General features: G+C 41.8%; 23 protein-coding genes. 20 read left to right on the forward strand and 3 right to left on the reverse strand.

The genetic code is table 11. From position 1 onward, the window contains the following. Positions 1 to 30: 30 nt before the first annotated feature. From ACX0G9_RS22705 to ACX0G9_RS22720, 4 genes are all read left to right on the forward strand, one after another. A complete protein-coding gene (locus ACX0G9_RS22705; RefSeq protein WP_459067256.1) occupies positions 31 to 459 on the forward strand; it encodes an AraC family transcriptional regulator in 429 nt (142 codons plus the stop codon). A 168-nt stretch (positions 460 to 627) separates the two neighbouring features. Continuing rightward, positions 628 to 1,026 carry a VOC family protein gene (locus tag ACX0G9_RS22710; RefSeq protein WP_459067257.1) on the forward strand — a complete coding sequence of 133 codons (399 nt, stop codon included), beginning with the start codon at positions 628 to 630 and terminating at the stop codon, positions 1,024 to 1,026. Between the two features lie 50 nt (positions 1,027 to 1,076). Further along, a complete protein-coding gene (locus ACX0G9_RS22715) occupies positions 1,077 to 1,325 on the forward strand; it encodes a DUF4287 domain-containing protein (RefSeq protein ID WP_459067258.1) in 249 nt (82 codons plus the stop codon). A 160-nt stretch (positions 1,326 to 1,485) separates the two neighbouring features. Further along, positions 1,486 to 2,529: a cyclase family protein gene (locus ACX0G9_RS22720; protein ID WP_459067259.1), complete on the forward strand. Its 1,044-nt coding sequence runs from the start codon at positions 1,486 to 1,488 to the stop codon at positions 2,527 to 2,529. A 14-nt stretch (positions 2,530 to 2,543) separates the two neighbouring features. On the opposite strand, the gene ACX0G9_RS22725 is transcribed toward ACX0G9_RS22720, so the two are convergent. Together ACX0G9_RS22725 and ACX0G9_RS22730 are read right to left on the reverse strand one after the other, a co-directional pair. Beyond that, positions 2,544 to 2,924 carry a putative quinol monooxygenase gene (locus tag ACX0G9_RS22725; protein ID WP_459067260.1) on the reverse strand — a complete coding sequence of 127 codons (381 nt, stop codon included), beginning with the start codon at positions 2,922 to 2,924 and terminating at the stop codon, positions 2,544 to 2,546. Positions 2,925 to 2,969: 45 nt separating this feature from the next. Next, positions 2,970 to 3,365 (reverse strand): cupin domain-containing protein, encoded by a 396-nt coding sequence (locus ACX0G9_RS22730; protein WP_459067261.1) that lies wholly within the window; start codon positions 3,363 to 3,365, stop codon positions 2,970 to 2,972. Positions 3,366 to 3,645: 280 nt separating this feature from the next. On the opposite strand from ACX0G9_RS22730, the gene ACX0G9_RS22735 reads away from it, so the two are divergent. The 4 genes from ACX0G9_RS22735 (at position 3,646) to ACX0G9_RS22750 (ending at position 7,985) form a co-directional block, all read left to right on the forward strand. Then, a complete protein-coding gene (locus ACX0G9_RS22735; protein WP_459067262.1) occupies positions 3,646 to 4,113 on the forward strand; it encodes a VOC family protein in 468 nt (155 codons plus the stop codon). 71 nt (positions 4,114 to 4,184) lie between these two features. Next, on the forward strand, positions 4,185 to 5,003 hold the full coding sequence (locus tag ACX0G9_RS22740; protein ID WP_459067263.1) for a helix-turn-helix domain-containing protein: 819 nt from the start codon (positions 4,185 to 4,187) through the stop codon (positions 5,001 to 5,003). A 40-nt stretch (positions 5,004 to 5,043) separates the two neighbouring features. Then, on the forward strand, positions 5,044 to 6,630 hold the full coding sequence (locus ACX0G9_RS22745) for an FAD-dependent monooxygenase (RefSeq protein ID WP_459067264.1): 1,587 nt from the start codon (positions 5,044 to 5,046) through the stop codon (positions 6,628 to 6,630). A 35-nt stretch (positions 6,631 to 6,665) separates the two neighbouring features. Continuing rightward, positions 6,666 to 7,985 carry an erythromycin esterase family protein gene (locus ACX0G9_RS22750; RefSeq protein ID WP_459067265.1) on the forward strand — a complete coding sequence of 440 codons (1,320 nt, stop codon included), beginning with the start codon at positions 6,666 to 6,668 and terminating at the stop codon, positions 7,983 to 7,985. A 35-nt stretch (positions 7,986 to 8,020) separates the two neighbouring features. On the opposite strand, the gene ACX0G9_RS22755 is transcribed toward ACX0G9_RS22750, so the two are convergent. After that, entirely contained in the window at positions 8,021 to 9,265 is a 1,245-nt protein-coding gene (locus ACX0G9_RS22755) for an aminotransferase class V-fold PLP-dependent enzyme (protein WP_459067266.1), read from the reverse strand. A 112-nt stretch (positions 9,266 to 9,377) separates the two neighbouring features. Between ACX0G9_RS22755 and ACX0G9_RS22760 the strand changes: the two genes are divergently transcribed. From ACX0G9_RS22760 to ACX0G9_RS22815, 12 genes are all read left to right on the forward strand, one after another. Beyond that, positions 9,378 to 9,839, forward strand: coding sequence for an Lrp/AsnC family transcriptional regulator (locus ACX0G9_RS22760; RefSeq protein ID WP_459067267.1), 462 nt, complete (start codon positions 9,378 to 9,380; stop codon positions 9,837 to 9,839). A 38-nt stretch (positions 9,840 to 9,877) separates the two neighbouring features. Further along, on the forward strand, positions 9,878 to 10,741 hold the full coding sequence (locus ACX0G9_RS22765; protein WP_459067268.1) for an oxidoreductase: 864 nt from the start codon (positions 9,878 to 9,880) through the stop codon (positions 10,739 to 10,741). 215 nt (positions 10,742 to 10,956) lie between these two features. Then, a complete protein-coding gene (locus ACX0G9_RS22770; RefSeq protein ID WP_459067269.1) occupies positions 10,957 to 11,574 on the forward strand; it encodes a TetR/AcrR family transcriptional regulator in 618 nt (205 codons plus the stop codon). 49 nt (positions 11,575 to 11,623) lie between these two features. Further along, positions 11,624 to 12,970, forward strand: coding sequence for a TolC family protein (locus ACX0G9_RS22775; RefSeq protein WP_459067270.1), 1,347 nt, complete (start codon positions 11,624 to 11,626; stop codon positions 12,968 to 12,970). A 10-nt stretch (positions 12,971 to 12,980) separates the two neighbouring features. After that, positions 12,981 to 14,039 (forward strand): efflux RND transporter periplasmic adaptor subunit, encoded by a 1,059-nt coding sequence (locus ACX0G9_RS22780; RefSeq protein ID WP_459067271.1) that lies wholly within the window; start codon positions 12,981 to 12,983, stop codon positions 14,037 to 14,039. A 28-nt stretch (positions 14,040 to 14,067) separates the two neighbouring features. Beyond that, positions 14,068 to 17,118: an efflux RND transporter permease subunit gene (locus tag ACX0G9_RS22785; RefSeq protein WP_459067272.1), complete on the forward strand. Its 3,051-nt coding sequence runs from the start codon at positions 14,068 to 14,070 to the stop codon at positions 17,116 to 17,118. Between the two features lie 57 nt (positions 17,119 to 17,175). Next, entirely contained in the window at positions 17,176 to 17,631 is a 456-nt protein-coding gene (locus ACX0G9_RS22790) for an alpha/beta fold hydrolase (RefSeq protein ID WP_459067273.1), read from the forward strand. A 56-nt stretch (positions 17,632 to 17,687) separates the two neighbouring features. Next, positions 17,688 to 18,005: an alpha/beta fold hydrolase gene (locus ACX0G9_RS22795; protein ID WP_459067274.1), complete on the forward strand. Its 318-nt coding sequence runs from the start codon at positions 17,688 to 17,690 to the stop codon at positions 18,003 to 18,005. Between the two features lie 213 nt (positions 18,006 to 18,218). Further along, positions 18,219 to 19,037, forward strand: a complete 819-nt coding sequence (locus ACX0G9_RS22800; RefSeq protein ID WP_459067275.1) for an SDR family NAD(P)-dependent oxidoreductase — start codon at positions 18,219 to 18,221, stop codon at positions 19,035 to 19,037. 53 nt (positions 19,038 to 19,090) lie between these two features. Continuing rightward, the gene (locus ACX0G9_RS22805) at positions 19,091 to 19,984 is read left to right on the forward strand and encodes a helix-turn-helix domain-containing protein (RefSeq protein WP_459067276.1); all 894 of its coding nucleotides are present in this window, start codon (positions 19,091 to 19,093) and stop codon (positions 19,982 to 19,984) included. A 204-nt stretch (positions 19,985 to 20,188) separates the two neighbouring features. Continuing rightward, a complete protein-coding gene (locus ACX0G9_RS22810; RefSeq protein WP_459067277.1) occupies positions 20,189 to 20,806 on the forward strand; it encodes an RNA polymerase sigma-70 factor in 618 nt (205 codons plus the stop codon). A gap of 61 nt (positions 20,807 to 20,867) precedes the next feature. Beyond that, positions 20,868 to 22,061 carry a FecR family protein gene (locus tag ACX0G9_RS22815; protein WP_459067278.1) on the forward strand — a complete coding sequence of 398 codons (1,194 nt, stop codon included), beginning with the start codon at positions 20,868 to 20,870 and terminating at the stop codon, positions 22,059 to 22,061. The last annotated feature ends 266 nt before the right edge of the window (positions 22,062 to 22,327 follow it).

Here is a 22,327-nt window from a genome sequence, read left to right on the forward strand (position 1 = left end):
AGCCCCGGCAAGCTATTAACAAAAGAAGAAATGACAACTGAACAATACCCAAAGGTTTATTTATACAAACGAATAGTTCAGGCAAAACTTTTTATTGACAGTCATTATGCAGACAATATAGATCTTGGCAACATTTCGGACGAGGCTTACTTTTCAAAATTTCATTTCATCCGCCTTTTTAAAAATATTTATGGGAAAACGCCTCATCAATATTTGACTTTTGTGCGGATCGAAAAAGCTGTCCAATTGTTGTGTACGGATAAATCTGTTTCTGAAGTCTGCCATGCTGTCGGCTTCGAAAGTTTGAGCTCCTTCGGCAGCCTTTTCAAACGGCTTGTTGGCCGGACACCTTCTGCTTTCCTGGAAGAACAACTGCAAATGAAAATACAAATCTCAGAGACCCCCTTGAAGTTTGTTCCGGGTTGTTTTATCCATCAACACGGCTGGGGCGAAAAATAGCAATTTTGAAATAGCCACTTACTAAATCATTGCTGACCTTTAGCACATCACAATACAGTATCAAAGACAGTATTACTTTAAGGTAACCCTGTAAAGCATCAGTGCATAGCAGCCCTGTTTCGCAATCCTTATCTCATCATAAAAAATGGAAATCAAATGATTAGCAGAATGACAGACGTGTGCGTTTATGTCCTCAACCAGGAGAGCGCATTTGACTTTTACACGAACAAACTCGGTTTTAAGGTAAAGACTGATGTTCCGATAGGTGCAAATGCCCGATGGCTTACCGTAACGCCACCAGAACAACCTGATTTAGAAATTGCCTTGTTCCCTGTTGCTGTTGGTAAAATGTTTGACGAAGAAACAGTAAAATCAATGACAACTCTTATCAGGAAAGGAACATTCGGGCCAGGAATCTTTTCCTGCAAAGATATTTATGCCACTTATGAAGAACTAAACAGCAAAGGGGTAGAGTTTATGAAACCGCCTACCAAAGAATTTTACGGCACAGAAGCCTTATTTAAAGACGATTCGGGGAATTGGTTCTCCTTACAGCAACAGGCATAACAACCATAAACAGCCCTGGACAAAAATAGACAGGGATCTGGTAGAAAAGAATGACCATTAAAAAAACAGAAAATATGAGTATTAATTTAACAGCCTATTTTGAAACCATCAAAACTAAAACAGGTAATACTCCGGATGATTTTAAGAAATTGGCCAGGAAAAAGGGGTTCATGGTTAAAGGAACTCTTGATCCGAAAATAAAATCTACGGAAATATTTACCTGGTTAAAAGATGAATTTGGATTAGGGCGCGGTCATGCGATGGCTATTTATCACATTCTCCAGGGAAATCAGGTTTAAAGCCAAACCTCTGTTTGTACAACAAATACCTCTTTTATTACAAATACCCTTCTACGACATATTCTACTTTTGGAATGCCGGACGCTACTCATCAGGAGTTTTATAAAAAGAGCTCAAAGGCGGCCCCAGCATTTTTTAGTAAAATAGTTAATCAATAGTTATGAAGGTTATTTTAAAAATCCAAAACCCCCAAAACTCGTTGCCGGGTTGGGCCAGGTTGTTATTTTTTTCTTTTTTCGTTACCCTGTACTCTTCCGGTTTCGCCCAAACTGTCAATACCCGCGACCAGCCTGGCGTGAGTCCTTGGGGGGAAGCAGATGAAATTGGCAGTTTACATATGATGAGCGATAGCAACAACCTGGCCCTGTTCTCAGCCATCAGGACGGGGAAAGTGTATGACCTGGGCGTGGAATATTTTATCGGTATGCCCAGCTTTACCGCCTTGGGTGATCCGCCTTACCAATTCTGGATGACCCACACACCACATGGCACCCTGGTGGGCAATCATACCCATCTTGGCGATAGCATGAACAACAAAGTGAGTTATACCGGCGATGCCCTATCGATGTATACCCATACCGGTACCCATATCGATGCGTTAGCCCATTTTGGCTTGCATGGTAAAATATGGAATGGCTATGCTGCAGAACAATATCTCAGTGACAGGGGATGGGAAAAGGCAGGAGCAGAAAATATACCGCCCATCATTGGCAGGGGTGTCCTGATAGATATGGCCAAATACAAAGGCCTGGATATACTTCCTGCAAATTATGTTATCACCCTGAACGATCTGCAGGACCTGCTGAAGACGCAACATATCCAGATTCAAAAGGGTGACATCGTGCTTATCCGCACAGGGCTGATGAAATATTTTTATACGGATAAAGAAAAATTTTCAGCCAACGGCGTAGGTATCAGTCTGGGGGCCGTGAAGTGGCTGGTGGAGGAAAAAGGCGTTATGACCCTGGGAGCAGACAATCTGGCTTTGGAGGCACTTCCTTCTTCAGACAGCACCAATTGGCTACCGGTACATACTTATTTGCTGGCCCAAAAAGGAGTCATGTTTATGGAACTGGTATATCTGGAAGAACTATCGAAAGCTGATATCCGGGAGTTTCTTTTTATTGGTTTACCCCTCAAATTACGGGGTGCCAGCGCGGCTCCTATGAGGCCTATGGCCATCCCCTTTGGGAAAAATAAATAAACAGCATGGAACGGTTACTGCTTGTTTTCTTTTTTTAAAGTCAGAATAGCATCAACCTCCGATAGTTCCAGGGACTTGACCATATCAGCAACTGCGGCTTTATATTTTTTAAAGTGCGGCGTTTCCCGGTGAGCCAGATAGGCCTTGTTATTTGCGTAAATTTCTACTAGGGTTAATTTAGCGGGGTTGTCTTTATCCGCATAGACGGTATAACTAATTACCCCTGGTTCAACCAGGACGGCTGCTTCCATTTGCTCCTTCAGGAATGCCTTATAGATTTCCAGATTGGAAGGGTCTATTGTTATCCTGGCTATACGGGTTACCGGTTTGGTATCCTGTGCTGAAACGTTCTTTTCCATAATGAATAATGCGGCGATCAGTAAAATAACTTTCATGGTTTGAATGATCTTGCGGTTAGGATATTTCGTTTTTAGGTATTCTTATTGGTCATACTCTTTATCTGTAACGGCCTCCATCCAATTTACCAGTCCTTTTTCCGTATTGATGTTGATGGCGATATGTACCATAGGTGCATCGGGTGAAGCGCCATGCCAATGCCTGATTCCGGGAAGGATATTTATCGCGCCACCGGCAGCAATTTTTTGTATGCCTTTGCCTTCTTCCTGATAATAGCAAGTTCCTTCTTTTACGATCAATATTTGGTTGGATGGATGGGTATGCCAATTGTTGCGGCTACCCGGCTCAAAAGCTACATCGCTGATATTACAATTGGTAATGGCATCAGCCGCAACCAATACCTTTAAAAAAACTTTTCCGGTAAAATATTCCGAGGGGGCGGCTTTAAAACCCTGGCTTATTAAATTCTGCGTTTCCATATCTGTTATTTTTAAAAAATTTATAAAAGACTCCCCTGTTTATGAAACCGATAAACGGGAAGCGGAGCATCCCTGAAAGATAGGTTATTTGATTATTAAATATAAACAGCTCATTTACAGTTATTTAATTCAATTCCTTTTTCCAATCCCGAAATAATTATGCTATTATGGGTTTGTAATCCGAAATTATTATGTTTTTTCGGAGATTAGTAGACGTCAGGAAATCAGATCGGGGAACAAGGTTTGCTGTAGTTAATGACAAACCATAAAAAATCATTTTATGCAAAAGATCAGTCCTTTCCTTTGGTTCGACAACAATGCCGAAGAAGCGATGAATTTCTATCTTTCCATCTTCAAGGACTCAAAAGTGATCAGGGTCGCCCACAACCCCCCAGGTTCACCGGGGCCTGAAGGCGCCTTCCTGGTAGCAAGCATCCTGTTGGAAGGGCAGGAAATCACTATGATGAACGGCGGTCCTGGTCATCCCCTGACGGATGCCATCTCTCTAACCATCAACTGCGAGTCCCAGGAAGAGGTCGATTACTATTGGAGTAAACTTCTTGAGAAAGGCGGTAAGGAGATTGCCTGCGGTTGGCTAAAAGACAGATTTGGCCTATATTGGCAGGTAACGCCTACCATTTTGCCCGAGCTTCTTAGCGACCCGGACAGGGCTAAGGCAGGTCGCGCCATGCAAGCCATGATGAAGATGGTCAAACTGGACATAGAGGCATTAAAGGCCGCACTGTAATCATAGCCTTCATTCTGCACTGTAATCCAAGCCTTCATTCCGCTTCGCGTAATTGTACCTATCTTTCAAAAATGCAGCACCAGGAATTTGAACCACCTGAAGAGTTACGGGATACCATAAAGTGCTTTTGGTACGACAGCAGAGAATTTGGAGCAGAACCATCGGATTTCGAAGTACTACCTGATGGCTACGCTGAAATTATTTTTCATTTCGGAAGCGGCTGCAGCATTTCTTACAATGGTAGCCTACAGGCATTGCCATCCCCATTTATGATGGGACTGCTCAATCAGCCTGTTTTGGTAACGACGACAAACCGTTTGGAAATCCTTGGAATCCGATGTTTTCCCTGGACTGTGTTCGATTTGCTGGGATTACCATCCGGTAAAGACGGCTTGCGCATATTCGAGCATCCTATCGCCCGGCTTCAATCCACGTTGAATAAGTTGATTCAGTCAGAAAGGATACATGAAGCGATAGCTGAGATAAAACAGTATTTCCTGGATGCACGGTCGCAGATTGCCCATGACAGTATGTTATTCAAAGCGGGAGTTGCCATGAGGCAGGCAAACGGCACCCTGCCGGTAAGCCAGGTAGCTGCGGCTGCTCATGCGACGGTTCGTACATTGGAAAGGAAGTTCAAACAATCTTCCGGCTATTCTGTGAAAGACGTGTCCGGTCTGATGCGTTTTGAGCAGGTACGAAATCGTTTATGGCTTTATCCAAATTCCAATATTGCCGGCATAGCCCTTGAGCTGGGTTATGCGGATCAATCCCATCTAAGCAGGGAATTCAAGCGCTACAGCGGCATTACACCCGCAGCATTCGCGCGAAAAGCAAAAAAAGGCAAACAGACAGTAAGCAACGATTTTGTCGCGTTTGTACAAGCCTGACCAGGGAGCTTTCCGGAATTTTGTGTTTCAATCATTTTATATGGATGCTACCCTTGAAAACAAAAAATTCGCACAAAATCAGGCTATTTACGATGTCATCATTTCCGGAGCCGGGCCTGTAGGTCTATTCCTAGCCTGTGAACTGGCCTTGGCCAAATGTTCGGTCCTGATCCTGGAAAAGGAGGAGAATCCCCACTCGCCATTGAAACAACTTCCTTTCGGGATACGGGGGCTCTCGGTACCTACTATTGAAGCGCTTTACCGCCGTGGGTTGCTAAAAGAACTGGAGATTCATAAACGTGTTAAAAACCCTCACCAAAATGCCAAACAGGGAGCAGCGCGTCAGGCAGGGCACTTCGCCGGCATTCCATTTCTTGACGGCAATATTGACAGGTCTCAGTGGAAGTATCGCCTGCCAGGCTCTACCGAAACCAGTTTGATCTCTGAAATGGAGGAACTGGAAACGGTACTGACCATCCGGGCAGAAACCCTGGGCGTAACCATCAAGCGCGGGTTGGCCATTATTGATTTTCATCAAAACGACGATGGCGTAACTGTGCAGGCAGGTGACACTGTTCAGGCAAGTGACCGATCTATCGTAAAGAAAGAATTTACAGGTAAATGGCTGGTGGGTTGTGATGGAAGCCGGAGTGTTGTTCGCAAAACGGGCGGTTTTGAATTCGCCGGTACGGAGCCGGAATTTACCGGCTACACGACCCAGATAGACATTGCCGACCCGGAGAAACTCAGTCCGGGCCGGAATGTGACGCCAACAGGCATGTACCTGCAATCCCAGCCAGGTTACGTACAAATACAGGATTTTGATGGCGGGGCCTTTCATCATTCAGAAAAGCCAATTACACGGGAACATGTGCAGGAGGTACTGCGCCGCGTCTCCAATACCGACGTTACCATCTGCGCTCTGCATATAGCAACCACCTGGACTGACCGGGCAAGGCAGGCTACCACCTATCGCAACGGGCGGATACTTTTAGCCGGCGATGCCGCACACATTCATTCGCCGTTGGGAGGCCAGGGTCTTAACCTTGGACTGGGAGATGCCATGAACCTGGGCTGGAAACTTGCCGCAACCATTCACGCAACCATTCAAAACAAAGCGGCGGAAGGGCTCCTGGATAGTTATTATACCGAACGTTACCCAATTGGGGCAAAGGTTCTGGATTGGTCACGCGCCCAGGTTGCCATCATGGGACCTGAGCCCCATGCCCGGGCACTGAACGCGATTATCCGCGACCTTATGGATACACGTGATGGCGCCACCTATTTTGCCGGTAGAGTATGGGGCATTTCCACACACTACGATCCTGGTGGGAATCACCCTCTGATAGGCCACAGCGTTCCTAACTTTGAGATGGAAGACGGTGCGAAGATTGGTGACCTGATGCACGATGGCCATGGGATCCTGCTCAACTTCGACAGGAATGCGTCGCTAAAAACGTTGGCGGGTGAATACGGAGACCGGATCAGGTATGTTTCGGGTAGAGCCAAGGAACAATCAGGCTTGAGCGCTGTACTGATACGGCCTGATGGGATTGTCTCCTGGGCTTCTGACAACGAGCCGGATTACAACGAATTCAAAAAGGCTGTAGCATTTTGTTTATATTAGTAATATGCAATAGTTTATAGTAGTAATATACAAATATGAATAAGTTCCTGAATCTAAACAATCTTCTTTTCCTGATCGGTCATCCTATAGGTAGAGTTTCATTTATGTTTGTTTTAATATTCTATTCGGCTACCTTATTTGGACAACAAAAAATGGAAGAATATGTAAGGAAGAATATATTTCCCGTTAAAACGATAGCGCCTGATTCCTCCGATTATGCTGACCTTGAAAATATTGGCACTGCGATTGGTGATTCAAAGATTGTTTTTCTGGGTGAACAAGACCATGGCGATGCCCCCACTTTTTTGGCGAAAACCAGAATAATAAAATACCTGCATGAAAAAAAGGGTTTTGACGTACTGGCCTTCGAATCGGATTTTTTTTCATTAACCTATGGCTGGGATCTTGTTCCTAAAACATCTAGCGCCATAGATTCGTTTATAGTAAAAAATATTTTTGGGGTTTGGACTGCATGTAGCGCCTGTAATCAGTTGTTCTACAAATATATTCCCGAAAGTTGCCAATCGGGGAACCCGCTGATATTGTCAGGGTTCGATGATCAGTTATCCATGGATTATTCCAGAAGGTATCTGATCTTGAAATTGGATAGTATTTTGAAAAGATATAACCTCCCATTAACCAGACAAGCTGACTATTCAACGGAAATATTACCACTCCTTGCTTATTTGCGAAACAGCATTAATACGGCATTAGATAGCAGTATTTTGCGAAAAAGGGCTATTCTCCTGCCTGAGATAAAACAACAACTCGGCGAAAAAATATCGCCTGATGATTACTGGATGATAGTTATGGATAACCTGATTCAGGAAAACACGCAATATGAATACAGAACTGATTATTGGAAACGGCTTAATACAAGGGATGAGCAAATGGCGCATAATCTGAAATGGTTGGCTGAATACAAGTATCCCGGTAAGAAAATTATCGTTTGGGCGGCTAATTATCATATTTCAAAATACAATGGACATTATCCTGAAGATTTTGTTAATCAGGCAAAAACAATGGGCGCCATATTTACAACGGATAGCATTTGGGGGGCGAACGCCTATATCCTGGGTTTTACCTCTTTTAAGGGTAGTGCCGGAAGAATTTCTCAAAAAAAATATGATTTGCCCAAACCGAATGCAAATAGTTTCGAAAGATGGGTAAATGAACAGTACAGCTATGCATTTATTAATTTCAGGCCGTATAATGACAACAACCGGACTGCAAACGATAACTTTTATATGTCCGGGTCCATAAAGGGTAATGCTTTACATACCCATCACAAAGCTCAATGGAATAAGATATTTGATGGTGTTTTTTTTATAAGAACTATGTATCCTTGTGATTGACATTCAGAATAACCGGGTAATTAGCCATGGCATCATCATCTGATAATTTCGCGCAGACTTTCTGCGAAAAATTCTATTTCGTCTACCGTATTGTAATAATGTGGAGAGGCTCTGATAGCCCAACGGACCTTCTTCTCATCAAAATCTATCAGGCCAAACGCACGGTAACTGGGAACTACATTGATTTTACGTTTCGATAATTCACGGATGAGCAATAAAGGGTCTGAATGATCCACCGTAAAGGTTACCAGACTTGCCAGGTCCGGGCCCTTATCCAAAACCCTGATCTTTCCGTTCGCATTTAATTTTTCTCTGAGCAAGCCGGATAAATGTTGCACCTGCTTCCATATCCGGTCTTCTCCGATTCCCCGGCAATAGTTGATTGCAGTCCCGGTTCCCAAAACCGTTGAATAGGCAAATTCCCAGTCCTCAAATCTTCTGGCATCGGGTTGCTGTCTGTAATGGTCCTTTTCCAACCATTCAGCACCCCTCATGTCGATAAACAGCGGCTCCAGGCCGGAATTTAACGCCCTGTCAGAAATATATAAAATCCCCGTACCTCTCGGCCCCCGCAGAAATTTCCTCCCGGTAACGCTTAAAAAATCGCATTTTAATTCGTGTACATCTATTTTCATTTGCCCCACCGACTGACAGGCATCAAGTATGTACCAGCATCTATCAGCATGGGAAGGTGAATAATCCGCATAGATCTTCGCAATCTCTTTAACAGGCTGGACCAACCCGGAATTTGTGGGGATATGCGTGATCGCCAATAACCTTGGCCGGAGTTTCTTTAATTTCTCTTCCAAATCGTTTAGGTCGACACCGCCTATGGCGGCATTGTTGATATGCACTATTTTAACACCAAACCTTTTTTGGAGCGAAAGGAACTGGATCTGATTGGAGACAAAATCGTCCTGGTCGGTTAAGATAACATCCCCTTCTTTAAAGGAAATAGCGGATAGCGCCCGGGTATAAGAGTCGGTAGCACTTGATGTAAAAGCGATATTCGACACTTTGCAGTTGAATAGCAGTGCCGCCTCCTTATAAAACTCTCCTATTGCATCCGCCCTGAATGCTGCTGCTTCATAACCGCCGATCTCTGCTTCGAGATTAATATGCTCTAACTGTTTTGCTGTAACCATATCAGGCATAAGACCGGCACCGGCATTGTTGAGGTGGATTACGTTCCGAATTCCTTTGGTTTCGCTTCTGAATTTCTCTACTTCTTCCAGGGAGAACAGGCTATCGGGGGGAAGCTTAATTTCATTATTGTTCATATTTGTTCTTTATTTAATGAAGCAAAATTAGCGTTAGTGTGGTGCATAATTTTTGCGCATTCGTCTGTTTTGCAACCATTTTATTCTATTTTTACCTAAGGAGGGGTAAATTATGCACCAACTGGATAGTTATGACAGACAGCTATTACAGGAGCTTCAAAAGAACAACCAATTAACGACGGAAGAATTAAGCCGGATCGTAAATCTGAGCCAGAGTGCTATTCAGCGCCGAATAACTAAGCTTCGCCAGGAGAAAATCATTGAAGCTGATATTGCTGTCATATCTCCAAAAGCTATTGGATTGGGCATTACCTGCATAATTGATGTAGTGTTGCACGAGGGAAGTTCAAAAGCAATTGATAAATTCAAAGAAGCTATGCAGGCCTGCATGGAAGTAGCGCAGTGTTATTATGTAACCGGCACCTACGATTTTGTGCTGATTGTTAACACGAAAGACATGAGTCACTTTGAAGAGTTTTCAAAAAAGAACCTCATGGACAGCCCTAATGTAAAACATTTTTATACCCATGTGGTTATGGATAGAGTAAAGGTGAGCTACGGGGTAGTTGTTTAAACGAAGTTCAGATCAATAAAATGTCAAAAATCACAAGTATGGAAAATAAGGAAAAAAAAGTATGGTTCATAACAGGGGCGTCCGCGGGTTTTGGTAAATCATTTGCCGAATATGCCATTCAGCAGGGTTACCAGGTAGTAATCACGGCAAGACGTTTGGATAAGCTGGAAAGTATAAAATCTATAGCACCCGACCAGGTAGAGGCGTTAAAAATGGATGTTAATAACCAGGATGAAATAAATGCGGCTGTAAAAAATACCATTGCCCGTTTTGGCCGGATAGATGTCCTGATAAATAATGCAGGATATGGTATTGTAGGAGCAGTGGAAGAAACTTCTGAAGAAGAATTACGGGCGCAATTGGAAACTAATTTTTTTGGAGCAGTTGCAGTAACCCGGGCATTTTTGCCGCAGTTCAGACAGCAAGGTTCGGGGGCAATAGTAAATATCAGCAGTATGGGAGGGCAGATGTCATTTGCGGGATTTGGAGCCTACTCCGCTTCAAAATTTGCGTTGGAAGGTATTTCAGAGGCGCTGGCTGCCGAATTAGCCCCATTAGGTATAAAAGTGCTTATTGTGGAACCGGGTAGTTTCCGAACCGAATTAGCAGGTTCGGCTATGAAATATATGCCGGAAATAACTGCCTATAAAGATACTGTTGGACAAACAAGAAATTTTGCCAAAGGAATGAACGGTACCCAGGAAGGCGATCCTTTAAAGGCAGCAGCAGCTATCGATAAAGCGCTGGTTTCAGAAAACACACCGCTAAGATTACAGTTGGGCGAAGATGCATTTAATGCAATAAAACAGCATAGTGAAAATCTTTTAAAAGACCTTACTGTTTGGGAACCGGTAGCTGTAGATACTAAACTTGATGTGTTAACAGAAAACCATTCAATGTAGATCTTCTGAAAACCAGAAGCTGTGTACCCGTGAACTTCTTAAAGGCTGTAGTCAGGGTATTCCTGTTGTTAAAAGTAATTCTGCGAACGCTGCTGCATCCATGGAGAAAGCAATTGCAATGGCCAATGGTCAGAAAGCGCCGGCAAAAAAGCTAAACAAAGAAATATTTGTAAAAATGAACAATGTTCATTTACTTTGCACTATAAAATATTTTCATGAGTACGGCAGATAGAAAGGCAAAAGAGAAGGAAGACCTCAAAGCCCTTATTTTGAAGGGGGCCAAAAAATTGTTTGTTGACAAGGGGGTAGAACAAACCACCATCCGAAGTATTGCTGATAGCATTGATTATAGTATAGGGACTGTCTATCTGCATTTTAAAGATAAAAATGCCATACTTCATGCCTTACATACGCAGGGCTTTTCACAATTAAGCGGCGATTTTAAGGTCTTATATAACGTGAATGATCCAATGGAACGTTTAAAGGCTTTAGGTAAGGTTTATATTCAGTTTGCTGGTGAAAACCCCGATATGTATGATTTAATGTTCACCCTTAAAGCACCCATGGAATTTTTAGATGCCCGGAAGGAAGAAGAATGGAACGAAGGCAAAGCTACTTTTGATGTATTACACACTACAGTAAAACAATGCATGGCTATGGGGCATTTTACGGGCCATAAATCAGAACCTCTTGCTTTTATGATCTGGAGCCTGGTGCATGGTATGTGTAGCCTTGAGATCAGTAAACGATGCGCTGGCGTTAACATTAAAAATCAGGAACATATCGTTTCCGATGGTTATGCTGAATTTTTAAAAATAATAGAGAAAATGTAATTTTTTTTGCTTCATTAATGAACATTGTTCATAATAAAAACAACGATCAATGAAATACATAATCAGTGCAGTCTTTTTTGTTGTAATACAATTTCCTAATGCCGGTTTTGCCCAAAAGCAGTTGGATCGGTATATAGAATATGGGTTAATAAATAATGAAAGTATAAAGCAGCAACAATTTATTCTTGAAAAAAATTTATATGCATTAAAAGAAGCGAAATCACTTTTTCTTCCCAATGTGAGTTTTAACGCTGGCTACACACTTGCAGGTGGCGGGAGAACGGTAGATATTCCTATTGGCGATTTGATGAATCCTGTATATACAACACTCAATCAGCTAACCGCCAGTAACAATTTTCCGCAGGTAAAGAATCAAAGTATTTTGCTTAACCCGAATAATTTTTATGATGTTAAGCTGCATACGATATACCCTATCATAAACGCAGAGCTTGTTTACAATGAAAAAATAAGGAGCCAGCAATACGATTTACAGAAAATAGAAATTGATGTCTTCAAGAGAGAGCTTGCCAAAGAAGTAAAAATTGCTTACTACAATTACTTACAGGCAACACAAGCTATCCAAATCTACGAAAATGTTTTGCTGCTGGTAAAAGAAAATGAGCGGATCAATACATCACTTTTTAATAACGACAAGGTGAACCGCACAGCAGTTATAAGAAGTACGAATGAAGTTACAAAAATTAGTGCACAACTTAATACCGGAAAACAGACACAGGCAAATGCAAAAGCCTATTTCAATTTTTTATTGAATCAGCCACTAACCACTGAAGTCCTGACCGACCAGATCAATAATATTCCTGATACAAATATTGTCAACGATACTGCTGTAAATAAACGGGAAGAACTGCTAAAACTAAATACCGCCAAAGCAATTAATGATAATCTCATAGGGCTTGCGAATGCGTATAAAAAACCGAAGCTTAATTCCTTCCTCGATGTCGGCTCCCAGGGATTTGATTTTACAATAAATAATAAGACACCTTACTACTTTTTAGGTCTTTCACTGGAATATAATATTTTTTCTGGTGGTAAAAATAAGCATAGGGTAAAACAGGCTGAGGCAGATATGAAAAATATTAATGCGCAAACCAGTTACGTAGAACAACAGCTTGCATTACAGGTAAAGATCTCTGTAAATACTTTTACTGCTGCTGTTATCAATTACCAGGCGGCTGTTTCCCAGGTAATCGCTTCTGAAAAATATTACAAGGATATGCTACGGCTATACAAAGAAGGCACCTCCCTCTTTATTGAATTACTGGATGCTCAAAACCAACTCGTATCTGCCAGGTTACAGGCCAATATCTCCTTATATGATACGTGGATAAAGCAGGCTGAAATTGAAAGAGCAAACGCAGGATTAATCATTAAATAAAAATAAACTCATGAATACGATTAAATTTTTCTCCTTGTTATTAGTTACCGCAACAATAGCACTTTCTTCTTGTGGTGATAAACAAAAAAAAGATGACACAGCAAAATTTGCTGAAGAAACAATTCCTGTAAAAACCATACCGGTTGAGCGGTTGGAGTCTTCGTCTTCAATCTCCACAACTGGTTTATTAACCACCGAAAATGAAGCGAGGTATTCATTTAAAATTGGTGGAGTTATTGAAAGCATTAATATCAGTGAAGGCCAGTTTTTTAAGAAAGGACAATTATTAGCCACTTTAAAAATCACTGAAATTGATGCCCAGGTGGCCCAGGCAAATCTTGGCTATGAAAAAGCCAAAAGGGATTATACACGGGCTAATAATCTATATCGGGATAGCGTGGCTACGCTGGAGCAATTACAAAATTCAAAAACAGGATTAGACCTTGCACAAAAAACAGTTGATGCTGTAGTGTTTAATAAGAAGTACGCATATATCTATGCCGGCGCGGATGGTTTTGTGACGAAAAAATTGGCCAATGAAGGTGAAGTGGTAAATGGCGGTACGTCAGTATTGGCTATAAACGAAAGCTCCGGGGCATCTGATTGGGTATTGAAGGTAGGCGTAACAGATAAAGAATGGGCAGCCATTGAAATTGGCAACAAAGCTACCGTAACGTTGGATGCCTTTCCCGATAAAATTTTCGATGCCAAAGTTTTCAGGAAATCCCAGGCTGCTGATGTTGGTAGCAGCTCCTTTCAAATAGAAGTAAAAATTGCATTAGACAATACCAAACCTGCAGTAGGCTTGTTTGGCAAAGCTGAAATAGCAATAAAAAATACCAAAAATGTTATGGTTATTCCTTATGGCTCATTGGTGGAAGCCGATGGTAATAATGGATTTGTATTTACTACAATAGGAACCAACAGGGTCAAAAAGGTCCCGGTTACGATCTTGAAATTTGACAATGACAAAGTGTATTTGAAAAATAAATTAGACGGGGTAGATCAAATTGTCATTTCTAATAGCGCTTACCTGAACGAACAGTCTCTCATTAAAATTATCAAGTAAACTAATTAGACAAGTAAACTAATAAGCCATGAAGATTACAAATTTTTCCGTTAAAAATTATCAGTTTACGCTGATCATATTCCTCCTGGTTGCTGTAGTTGGAGTCCTTACACTCTTTACCATGCCCCGGTCGGAAGATCCTACCACTCATCCACCGCAATATCTGATAACCGTTATTTACCCCGGTACAAGTCCGAAGGATATGGAAGAACAGGTGGTGAAATCCATTGAAAATAAAATTTACGGCCTGGAAAATATTGATAAAATCCTTACGTCAATAGAAGATGGGGTTGCTGTAATACAACCAAAATTCAAATATGGCGTTGATGTAGACAATAAATATCAGGAAATTTCCACCGAAATAAACGCTTTAAAAAACAGCGAACTTCCGAAGGATATTTATATGATCAAAACTGAGAAGATTTCTTCTTCCGACGTGAAGATTATACAGATTGCCTTGGTGTCAAATACTGCCTCGGGTAAAACCCTGAGAGATGAAGCGGATGTACTTAAAACCCGGTTGGAAAAGATAACCAACCTTAAAGAAGTGAAGTATGCCGGGATGCCGGAACAGGAAATACGCATCGACATGCAACTGGACAAATTGGCCCAGTTTAAAATTCCGCTCAATATTGTGGTAGGTAGCCTGCAGAGTGAAGCCGCAGATATACCCGGTGGGAGTATTAATCTTGACAGTAAGGTTTTTAACGTGAAGACGAGTGGAAAATTTAAGAATGTAGAAGATGTCGCCAACACGGTTATTTACAATGCTAATGGGAAAATTATTTACCTAAAGGATGTCGCCGCTGTAAGTTATAAAGATGGCACCGTAAACCACATCGTCCGTATAAATGGCAACCGTTGCATACTGGTTACGGCTGCCATGAAGGATAACGTAAACATAAGCAAGGTGAAGGAAGAGTACATGCCGGTGCTGGATGAGTTTGTTAAAGATTTACCTGCTAATATAAAAATGATCAAAAATTTTGACCAGGCCGACATGGTTTCGCAACGTCTCGGGCATTTAGGATTTGATTTTATGTTGGCGATCGCCTTAGTTATTGTCACCCTTTTGCCTTTAGGATTCAGAGCATCCCTTATTGTTATGATTTCTATTCCGCTGTCGCTTGCCTTAGGTTTGATTGCGTTGAATTTATTTGGATACTCCTTAAATCAATTGAGTATCGTTGGCCTGGTTGTAGCATTGGGATTATTGGTAGATGACAGTATCGTAGTGGTAGAAAACATTGAGCGTTGGCTACGGGAAGGCCATTCAAAAAAAGATGCTATTCTAAAAGGTACCCAACAAATAGGAGTAGCTGTTATTGGATGTACCGCAACCCTGGTAATCGCTTTTTTACCACTTGCGTTCTTACCCGATATGGCAGGCGAATTTATTCGCAGCTTGCCAATGGCTGTTATAACAAGCGTTCTTTCGTCTATGATAGTAGCCTTAACATTGGTTCCCTTTATTGGAAGCCGTCTGTTAAAAACACATACTCATGGAGAAGGTAATTTTTTCCTTAAAAATTTGCAGAAATTCCTTAGTTTTTCTTATCGTGGTATAATGCCTAAAGCCTTGAAATGGCCTAAGGTAACTATAACAATTTCATTGGTATTGAGTGTGCTTGCATTTATGTTATTTCCACTAGCAGGCTTTAAGCTCTTTCCAACGTCAGAAAAACCAATGTTCCTGATCAATATCAAAATGCCTTTGCAAGCTGATATTCCGGAAAGTGACCGTGTCACAAAATTGATTGAGGGAGAATTAAAGAATCATAAAGAGGTGGTTTACTATACAGCCAATGTAGGTAAGGGTAATCCCCAGGTATATTACAACGTACACCAACAGGATATAAAACCTGATTTCGGCCAGATCTTTGTTCAGTTGGATGATGAGGCCAGTCCGAAATCAAAAACTGATCTGATCAAAAAACTAAGATTAAAATTTAAGGACTTCCCTTATGCAAAAATTGAAGTGAAAGACTTTGAACAGGGCACTCCTATTGAAGCGAATATTGTAGTAAGAGTATTTGGTGAGAATCAGGATACCCTGCGTGCCCTCTCTTTTAAAGTGGAAGACATTTTAAGAAAGCATCCCGGTACTTTCTATATAAATAACGAACTGAACGTAAATAAGTCGGATGTAAAAATGAAGATCGACAAAGAAAAAGCGAGAACATTGGGTGTGCTTACCAGCGATATAGATAAGGTAATACGCATGGCCGTAGCCGGATTGAATGTTGGAGATTATATAGATGACAGGGGCGATGCACGAAATGTGATGATCACAATTCCCAGGGAAAAATTCTCAAATCTTGATGCGTTAAAGAATCTTTATGTGAACAACATACAGGGAACCCCGGTACAAATTGACCAGGTAACGAGCATTGGTTTTGAAAGCTCTCCTACAGCAATTAATCATTTTAATAAATCCCGCTTTGCAAAGGTAACTTCGTTAACAAAAGATAATGTGTTAGCGAACGATGTGTTGAAGGACATTGTTCCGGAACTTAACAAATTGAAATTGCCATCCGGTTATTATTTCAAATTATCGGGAGAAGCAGAATCAGAAGGCGATGCATTGGGTGGGAACTTTCTTTCCATCATATTGCTGAGTGCTTTCCTTTTTATAGGTGTGTTATTGTTGCAATTCAAAACTTTTAAAGGAATTATTATAGTGTTATCCATCATACCCCTGGGAATCCTGGGCGGAGTAGTTTTGTTGCTTGTAACCGGCAATCCCATGTCACTCGTGTCTATCATTGGCTTCATCGGCTTATCCGGCATCCAGGTTAAGAACTCCCTGTTACTGGTAGATTTTACCAACCACCTTCGTGAAGAAGGTCACAGCATAGATGATGCTGTTAATATGGCCGGAGAAACACGATTCCTGCCTGTTGTGTTAACATCAATAACAGCCATTTGCGGACTACTTCCAATTGCGCTGAACCCTAATCCCCTTGTAGCACCATTAGCCATTGTATTAATTGGTGGACTAATAAGTTCTACTATACTATCAAGAATTGTAACCCCGGTAATGTACAAGTTAATTCCTCCCTCAATTGAAAAATCATAAATAAAGTAACTGTATAAACGAACAATCAGAATAAAAATTCAAAAAAAAACTGCAATTATGAATTTCAAAAATGTAAAAACTCAATCCATCAATGTTGGAGGAACAGAATTTGTTTATCGCAAGTTTGGTGAAAATAAATCGGGTATTCCACTATTTTTTCTCAATCACTTATCCGCTACAATGGATGAATGCGACCCGAGAATTATGGATGGATTGGCAACTCAACATCAAATAATTTGTTTTGACAATCGTGGTGTAGGTTCAACAAAAGGAAGCACTCCACTAACGGTTGCTGAAATGACGATAGACGCAATAGCTTTCATTAAAGCATTGGGTTATGAAAAAATTGACCTTTTTGGGTTTTCCTTAGGCGGATTTATTTCACAAGAAATCTTACTTCAGGAGCCGCAACTTGTGCGTAGAGCTATTCTTGCAGGAATGGTCCTGCTGGTGGCGAAGGCATCAGCAGAATACCCAACATCACTTACAAGGATATTTTTAAAGCATATCTGACTTTTAGAGACCCTAAATTTTATCTCTTCTTTAATAGAAATGAAAATGGCCGAAAGGTGGCAAAAGAATATTTAAGCAGACTAAAAGAGCGGACCGAAAACAGAGGCAAAAAGATGGGTTTGAAAAATTTGCAACATCAACTCATAGCCATTAATGCATTCGGGCTTCAAACACCACAAGATTTATCGGTGATTAAACACCCTGTTTTGGTTGCTAATGGTGAAGACGACAAAATGGTGCCAGTTAGTAACACAACTGAATTGAAAAATCGTATTTTAAATTCTGAAATCATCATTTATAAAGATGCAGGTCATGGCGGCATATTTCAGTATCACGATGAGTTTGTGAAAAGTGCATTGAGATTTCTTGAATAATAATTAAAAGGTAAATGAAAAAATTATTGTGAAGTTTCCAAAGAAACTGATCAGAGCTTTATCGGGTTTAATTAAATGAATAGTTATGGTAGTGATTTACTTGTTAAACGTAGGCCCATAGTAAAAATGTTTCATTATTACCGACTTTTGTATCATAACATCAACTAAAAATTGGCTGAGATTTGCATTGTAATAAAAACAAAACATAGTATCATGGCAAAGACAATTTTCATAACTGGTGCTTCACGTGGATTAGGCAGGATTTGGACCGAAGCTTTTTTAAAGCGTGGCGACCAGGTGGTGGCAGCCGTAAGGAATCCGGATTCGTTAGATCAACTGGCTAACGAATACCCATCAAATTTGCTGGTTCTGCAATTAGATGTTACTGATAGAAACGCCTGTTTCGATGCAGTAGCAAAATCAAAGGCTCATTTTGGCACAATTGATGTATTGATCAATAATGCGGGTTACGGACATATGGGTGCAATCGAGGAATTGAATGAAGAAGAAATCAGGGCGCAGATAGAAACGAATGTATTTGGTTTATTATGGATTACTCAGGCCGTGATACCAATTATGCGCGAAAAAAAGTCCGGTCGCATCATACAGCTTTCCAGCGCTTTAGGTGTGGTTGCGATACCCATGATGGGAATATATAGCGCCTCGAAATTCGCTGTTGAGGGGATTAGTGAAACATTGGCTGCAGAAGTGAACGGATTCGGAATTAAAGTGACTATACTGGAACCCAATGGCTTTTCTACTGATTTTAGCGCGGCTTCCCTTGCACAAAGCAAGCAATTATCCGAGTACGATGACGTTAGAAAAGCACTTTTTGCGGCACACAGTCCAGAAGACTCTGGTGTACCGGAGGCTACTGCCGTTGCTGTGCTTAAGTTGGTTGATACTGAAAATCCTCCTTTAAGACTGATCTTGGGTAAGGTTGGTTTTCCGTGGATCAAGTATACTTATGATGAACGCCTGAAAACCTGGGAAGAATGGCAGGATATTTCTGTAGCAGCACACGGAAAATAAAAACTTACATTAGCAGAATCCGATTAAACGGGTTTTGCTATTAAACCGCTACGATGGATCATTTCGATAAGATAGGCGACTTACATGAAGCACTTGGAGTTAAGCCTCCTGAGCATCCCTTATTCAGTGTTTTACATGGCGACCAAAATAATTGTGGTGGCAACGAACTCGAATTTACCGCAGACTTCTATATTATCGGGTTTAGAAAGCTGAAATCCGGAAGTGTGTTTTACGGTAAAACAAAATACGATCATGACCGCGGGTCAATGTCTTTTACAAAACCCCATCAAATTATCGCCTTTAAAAATGTTGAGTTGCAGGAAAAGGGGTTTTTACTACTTGTACATGAAGACTTTTTATCAGGCAGCAGTCTCCACCATGCAATAAAGAAGTACGGCTATTTTGATTATGAAGTTAGCGAGGCTTTACACCTTTCGCCAAGTGAAGAAGATATAATTTGGAACCTGGTTTATGCACTCGACAAGGAATATCATAACAACACTGATGATTATAGCAAGGCCATTATACTTAGTCACCTGGAAACCATGCTTAAGTATGGGCAGCGCTTTTACAAAAGACAGTTTATTAATCGGGCAGAGTTAACGGGAGCAATAGCTACCAGGTTCAATGCAATGCTCACTTCCTACTTTGAAGAAAGAAAAATACAAGAGTCCGGGCTTCCCAGAGTAACCCATATGGCTGAAAAGCTACATGTTTCTTCACGCTATTTGAGCGATCTGCTTAAGCAGGAAACCGGCAAGACGGCGTTAGAATTGATTCACTTGTATTTAATTTCGGAAGCAAAGAACTTGCTGACGGAAGGAAAAATGAACATCTCTGAAATTTCGTTTTCACTTGGCTTTGAAAACCCGACATACTTTTCGCGTTTATTTAAAAAAGAAGTAGGTATTTCCCCAAATAAGTTTCGGGATCATCTTTTAAATTAGCATTAGTAGAAGAGTGATCTGATAAGCAGTCCGTGCAGCAATCAGCAATTCCGCATTTGAATCTTTTAATTGCCATATTCGCCTTCAGTACTTCGCCTGACCCCGGATAAGGCTAATTCGCCCGTCCTTTAACTACGTCGAAAAAAAAATTAATACATATTTGTTTTTTTATAACTTTACTCTTAACCGGAATGACTGCTCCCTATGGCTCTATTTAAAACATACCAGGACGAAGAATTGGTGATTTTGCTGAAGGGCAGTAATGATGCTGCCTTCACTGAAATATACTACCGTTACTGGGATAGATTATTCGTGGTAGCCATGCATCGCCTGGATAATGCCGAAGAAGCCAGGGAACTCGTGCAGGACATATTCTATAATTTATGGAAGAAAAGACATTCCCTACAGCTCGAATACACGCTTAATACTTACCTGGCGACAGCCGTAAAATACGAAGTTCTTAACCGGCTGGCTTCCAAAAACCGGCAGCAACGTTACCGGAATTACGCATCCCTCAATTGGCAGGAAGCAGCCTTAGATACTGAAAATCAACTTCAATTCAATGAATTGCAGCAACAGCTGGCATCTCTTGTTAAGGAGTTGCCCGAAAAGTGCCGCATAGTATTCCAACTAAGCCGTGATAAGGGCTATCCCCAAAAAAAGATCGCTGCAGAATTGGGAATAGCCGAAAAAACCGTCGAAGCACATTTATCCCTGGCCCTCCGCAAGTTAAGAGCCGGGTTAAGTCATTTTTTTGCCTTGCTACCCGCCCTCGCCGCAATCATCCTCTCCTCAGCCTTGTTGATAGCCCGCCTGAAATAATTTTTTTCTTTCCGGCTAAGGGATCGGCTCCCCTTGTTTGGCTATTATGAAAATAGCTTTCATGACCGACCTGCCTTATTCAAAAAAAATGATGGAACTGGCTGAAAAATGGCTAGCGGGATCCATAACAGAAGAAGAAAAAAAGGAATTTACGGACTGGTATAACAGCTTCAATGATGCCGGGCTATCGCTCATGCCGGAGTATGCTCCGGTAATAAAGGCATTGAAGGAAGAAATGCTCGGTAATATCCGCCAAAGGATAAAAAACGATGAGAATAAACGCGGACTGGTATTCCAAATGAAGAGGTTGCGGTTTGCCGGAGCCGCCCTGCTCCTTCTGGTTGCTTCAGGGGCCCTGGTCGTGCTATTAGGCAGGAATACAATAACCGGCATAGCCCTTCAAAAACAAACACCACAGTCAAACAAAGACCCCCTGCCCGGCAGTAATAAAGCAGTGCTGACATTGGACGATGGCTCGACCATCGTACTGGACGGTGCCCGGACAGGCAGCCTGACACTCCAGGGAAATACCCGGGTCGTGAAATCCAGGGATGGCCAGCTGCAATACCAGTCCGTTGCCGGAGACAATCCTGATAAAATTAGTTACAACACCCTGGCAACGCCGAAAGGTGGCCAGTATAAGCTTGTTTTGCCCGATGGCAGCCAGGTGTGGCTGAATGCGGCTTCTTCGATCCGTTATCCGGCGGTTTTTACAGGCACAGAACGAAAAGTGGAAGTCGCCGGCGAAGCCTATTTTGAAATTGTCAAAAATGCCTCGATGCCCTTCAGGGTGCTGGCAGATCACCGGCTGAAAGCTGCCCATCCGATGGAAATACAAGTGCTTGGCACCCAGTTTAATGTCAACGCCTACGCCGACGAGGAAACGATCAGGACCACCCTGCTGGAGGGATCTGTGAAAGTGGCAAAAGGGGGCGCCTCAGGAATATTAAAGCCCGGCCAGCAATCCCGTTTGCAGGAGAATGGAGAAATGGTATGGATCCCCAACGCAGATGTAGAAAAAGCGATGGCCTGGAAGAACGGCGTATTCGAATTCGGGGATGAAAACCTCCAGACCATACTGCGTCAGATAGCAAGGTGGTATGATGTCGAAGTGGTCTATGAAGGATCTGTCCCGACCGAAAGGTTCACGGGCCGGGTCTCCCGTAATACCAGCCTGTCAGGCGTACTGAAAATTCTGAAACTTAGCGATATACGGCTTACGGTAGAAAATAACAAGATCATAGTAAGATTATAGTAAGATCATAAATGAAACCATAAATTAGGTCTTAAGGATCAGCTTAATAAACACAGCAACGGGCTTTCGTTGACAAAGCAAAAAACCGGGAACGTTCGTGGCGTCCCCGGCGGATGGCTGAGTTAACTCGTTATAAACAATTATTTGAGGAACTGCTTATTGTTAACCCAAATCAAATCAAAATTATGATTCCGACTGCTTATGGCAAAATCGGGCCGGGACTTCCTGCCTTATCCATTGCTTTTTTCTCCCGGCTTCAAACCAAA

The sequence above is a fragment of the Flavitalea flava genome (assembly GCF_054461575.1).

Bases quoted from the DNA above. Each gene is read 5' to 3' on its own strand.
- ACX0G9_RS22765 (WP_459067268.1), top strand. From the start codon at position 9,878: ATGGAAAATAAGGAAAAAAAAGTATGGTTCATAACAGGGGCGTCCGCG.
- ACX0G9_RS22775 (WP_459067270.1), top strand. From the start codon at position 11,624: ATGAAATACATAATCAGTGCAGTCTTTTTTGTTGTAATACAATTTCCT.
- ACX0G9_RS22780 (WP_459067271.1), top strand. From the start codon at position 12,981: ATGAATACGATTAAATTTTTCTCCTTGTTATTAGTTACCGCAACAATA.
- ACX0G9_RS22815 (WP_459067278.1), top strand. From the start codon at position 20,868: ATGACCGACCTGCCTTATTCAAAAAAAATGATGGAACTGGCTGAAAAA.
- ACX0G9_RS22730 (WP_459067261.1), bottom strand. From the start codon at position 3,365: ATGGAAACGCAGAATTTAATAAGCCAGGGTTTTAAAGCCGCCCCCTCG.
- ACX0G9_RS22805 (WP_459067276.1), top strand. From the start codon at position 19,091: ATGGATCATTTCGATAAGATAGGCGACTTACATGAAGCACTTGGAGTT.
- ACX0G9_RS22715 (WP_459067258.1), top strand. From the start codon at position 1,077: ATGACCATTAAAAAAACAGAAAATATGAGTATTAATTTAACAGCCTAT.
- ACX0G9_RS22710 (WP_459067257.1), top strand. From the start codon at position 628: ATGACAGACGTGTGCGTTTATGTCCTCAACCAGGAGAGCGCATTTGAC.
- ACX0G9_RS22740 (WP_459067263.1), top strand. From the start codon at position 4,185: ATGCAGCACCAGGAATTTGAACCACCTGAAGAGTTACGGGATACCATA.
- ACX0G9_RS22735 (WP_459067262.1), top strand. From the start codon at position 3,646: ATGCAAAAGATCAGTCCTTTCCTTTGGTTCGACAACAATGCCGAAGAA.
- ACX0G9_RS22705 (WP_459067256.1), top strand. From the start codon at position 31: ATGACAACTGAACAATACCCAAAGGTTTATTTATACAAACGAATAGTT.
- ACX0G9_RS22750 (WP_459067265.1), top strand. From the start codon at position 6,666: ATGAATAAGTTCCTGAATCTAAACAATCTTCTTTTCCTGATCGGTCAT.
- ACX0G9_RS22745 (WP_459067264.1), top strand. From the start codon at position 5,044: ATGGATGCTACCCTTGAAAACAAAAAATTCGCACAAAATCAGGCTATT.
- ACX0G9_RS22810 (WP_459067277.1), top strand. From the start codon at position 20,189: ATGGCTCTATTTAAAACATACCAGGACGAAGAATTGGTGATTTTGCTG.
- ACX0G9_RS22790 (WP_459067273.1), top strand. From the start codon at position 17,176: ATGAATTTCAAAAATGTAAAAACTCAATCCATCAATGTTGGAGGAACA.
- ACX0G9_RS22725 (WP_459067260.1), bottom strand. From the start codon at position 2,924: ATGAAAGTTATTTTACTGATCGCCGCATTATTCATTATGGAAAAGAAC.
- ACX0G9_RS22785 (WP_459067272.1), top strand. From the start codon at position 14,068: ATGAAGATTACAAATTTTTCCGTTAAAAATTATCAGTTTACGCTGATC.
- ACX0G9_RS22800 (WP_459067275.1), top strand. From the start codon at position 18,219: ATGGCAAAGACAATTTTCATAACTGGTGCTTCACGTGGATTAGGCAGG.
- ACX0G9_RS22770 (WP_459067269.1), top strand. From the start codon at position 10,957: ATGAGTACGGCAGATAGAAAGGCAAAAGAGAAGGAAGACCTCAAAGCC.
- ACX0G9_RS22760 (WP_459067267.1), top strand. From the start codon at position 9,378: ATGCACCAACTGGATAGTTATGACAGACAGCTATTACAGGAGCTTCAA.
- ACX0G9_RS22755 (WP_459067266.1), bottom strand. From the start codon at position 9,265: ATGAACAATAATGAAATTAAGCTTCCCCCCGATAGCCTGTTCTCCCTG.
- ACX0G9_RS22720 (WP_459067259.1), top strand. From the start codon at position 1,486: ATGAAGGTTATTTTAAAAATCCAAAACCCCCAAAACTCGTTGCCGGGT.